Consider the following 2,328-nt stretch of genomic DNA (forward strand, 5'->3'; position numbering starts at 1 on the left):
GGCCGCGGGCCGGGGCGGTGAGGAGCCCGGAGATCTGCTTGACGCACCGGCCCGAGGTCACCCGGCGGGCGCCCGCCTGGCCGAGCGGCACGACGGGTGCCCCGGAGGCGTGCGCGAGGCGGGCGAGGCCGCTGCGGAAGCCCTCCGGCGGGGCCTCGGCCGCGTCCAGGCGGCAGGGGAGTCGCCCTTCGCCGTAGATGAGCAGATGGCGGCCGTCCCTGAGCGCGTCGGCGGCCGCGTCGAGGGAGCCCGCCGCCCGGTGGGTGTTGCGGTGGACGGGCACGTGGCCGCCCTGCTCCAGGAGGCGGCCGAGGACCGGGATGCGCCACAGGCCCGCGGTGGCCATGACGACGGGTTCGACGCCGAGGCGCAGCAGTGCGGCGAGGACGATGCCGGGGTCGGCAAGGGAGGTGTGGTTCGCGACGATGATGCTGCCGGCGGCGGGAGCCGTGGCGTGGTCGGACGTGACGGTGAGGCGTCCGAGCGAGGGGACGACGGCGGCGGCGATGCGGCTGAGCACGGTTCTCCCTGGGGCCGGCGGGCGCGGCCGTCCCGGTGGACGGCGGTGCGGTGCCGGGCCCGCCTTCCCGGCTTCGCCCGCCACGCCCTCATCGTCGTGGCGGGCGAAGCCGGAGGCCTGAGTGCGGATACTCAGGCCGCCTGGGNGTGCGGGGTGTTCGGCGAGGTTGACGGCGCAGACCAGGTGCCCGCCGCGGGCGAACACGAGGAGCCCGGGCTCCTCGCTCAGCCAGCGCAGCGGTTCGGTGTGCAGGGCGGTCAGGGAGCGCCGTCGCCGGAGGGCCTCTCGGTAGAGGGCCAGCATGGAGCCGGGGTCCCGGTCCTGGAGGTCGGCGGCGCGGGACGGCCAGTCGGCGGGCAGCGGAAGCCAGGGTTCCACGGTGGAGCCGAAGCCTGCGAAGGGTTCGCCGGTCGCCCAGGGCAGCGGGGTGCGGCAGCCGTCGCGGCCGGGGGCCCGCCCCTGGGAGCGGAAGTACATGGGGTCCTGGATGCGGTCCAGCGGTACGTCGGCCTCGGGCAGGCCCAGTTCCTCGCCCTGGTAGAGGTAGACCGAGCCGGGCAGGGCGAGCGAGAGGAGGGCGGCGGCGCGGGCGCGGCGGGTGCCGAGCTCCAGGTCGCTGGGGATGCCGAACGCCTTGGCCGTGAAGGCGAATCCGGTGTCCTTGCGGCCGTATCGGGTGACGGTGCGGGTGATGTCGTGGTTGCAGAGGACCCAGGTGGCGGGGGCGCCGACGGGGGCGTGTTCGGCGAGGGTGTCGTCGATGGCGCGGCGCAGCAGCCCGGCGTCCCAGGGGCAGCTGAGGAAGGTGAAGTTGAAGGCGGTGTGCAGTTCGTCGGGGCGGAGGTAGCGGGCGAAGCGCTCCGCGTCGGGCAGCCAGACCTCGCCGACGAAGATGCCGCCGAACTCGTCGGCGATGGCCCGCCAGCTCCGGTAGATGTCGTGCAGTTCGTCACGGTCGACGTACGGGTGGGGCCCCTGGTGTCCTGCGAGGTCGGGGAGGGCCGGGTCCTTGGCGACGAGGGCGGCGGAGTCGATGCGCACCCCGGCGACGCCTCTCTCGAACCAGAAGCGCAGGACGTCCTCGTGTTCCTGGCGTACGGCGGGGTGCGCCCAGTTGAGGTCGGGCTGCTCGGTGGCGAACAGGTGGAGGTACCACTCGCCGTCCTCGACGCGGGTCCAGGGCACCCCGCCGAACTCGCTCTCCCAGTCGTTGGGGGGCAGTTCGCCGTGTGCGCCGCGGCCGGGGCGGAAGTGGAAGAGTTCGCGCTCCGGGCTGCCGGGGCCCGCGGCGAGTGCCGCCTTGAACCAGACGTGCTGGTCGGAGACGTGGTTGGGGACGATGTCGATGATGGTGCGGATGCCTGCCTCGCGGGCTTCGGCGATGAGCTTCTCGGCCTCGGCGAGGTTGCCGAAGGCGGGGTCGATGGCCCGGTAGTCGGCGACGTCGTATCCGCCGTCCGCCATCGGCGACAGGTACCAGGGGGTGAACCAGAGCGCGTCGACGCCGAGTTCGGCCAGGTAGGGCAGCCGGGACCGTACGCCCGTCAGATCGCCGGTTCCGTCGCCGTCGCCGTCGGCGAAGCTGCGGACGTAGACCTGGTAAATGACGGCCGAGCGCCACCAGTCGTCGGCGGCGGGCTGGCTGCCTTCCATAAGGCGGGTTCCTTTCGGGCGGGCGCGGTCGCCGGCGGGGTGGGCCGGTCCGCGCGACAGGGAGGAGCGAGGGAGCTGGCGGGTCTGGCGCCGCCGCCCCGGAGCGGGGCGGGAAGGCCGGGGACGGCGGCGGGTCCTGGGTGGCTGCGCCACCG

The 2,328-nt window shown here is 74.5% G+C and carries 1 protein-coding gene and 1 pseudogene; both read right to left on the reverse strand.

The features are described from left to right. On the reverse strand, window positions 1-604 hold a 604-nt coding region (locus D3105_RS35665; RefSeq protein WP_240647129.1), incomplete at its 3' end, for a lysophospholipid acyltransferase family protein. 63 nt (window positions 605-667) lie between these two features. Further along, window positions 668-2,173: pseudogene (locus tag D3105_RS33705) on the reverse strand (glycoside hydrolase family 13 protein); the annotation flags it as partial. Window positions 2,174-2,328 lie beyond the last annotated feature (155 nt).

The organism is Streptomyces globisporus (genome assembly GCF_003501885.1).
In the GTDB taxonomy this organism is placed as follows: domain Bacteria; phylum Actinomycetota; class Actinomycetes; order Streptomycetales; family Streptomycetaceae; genus Streptomyces; species Streptomyces globisporus_D.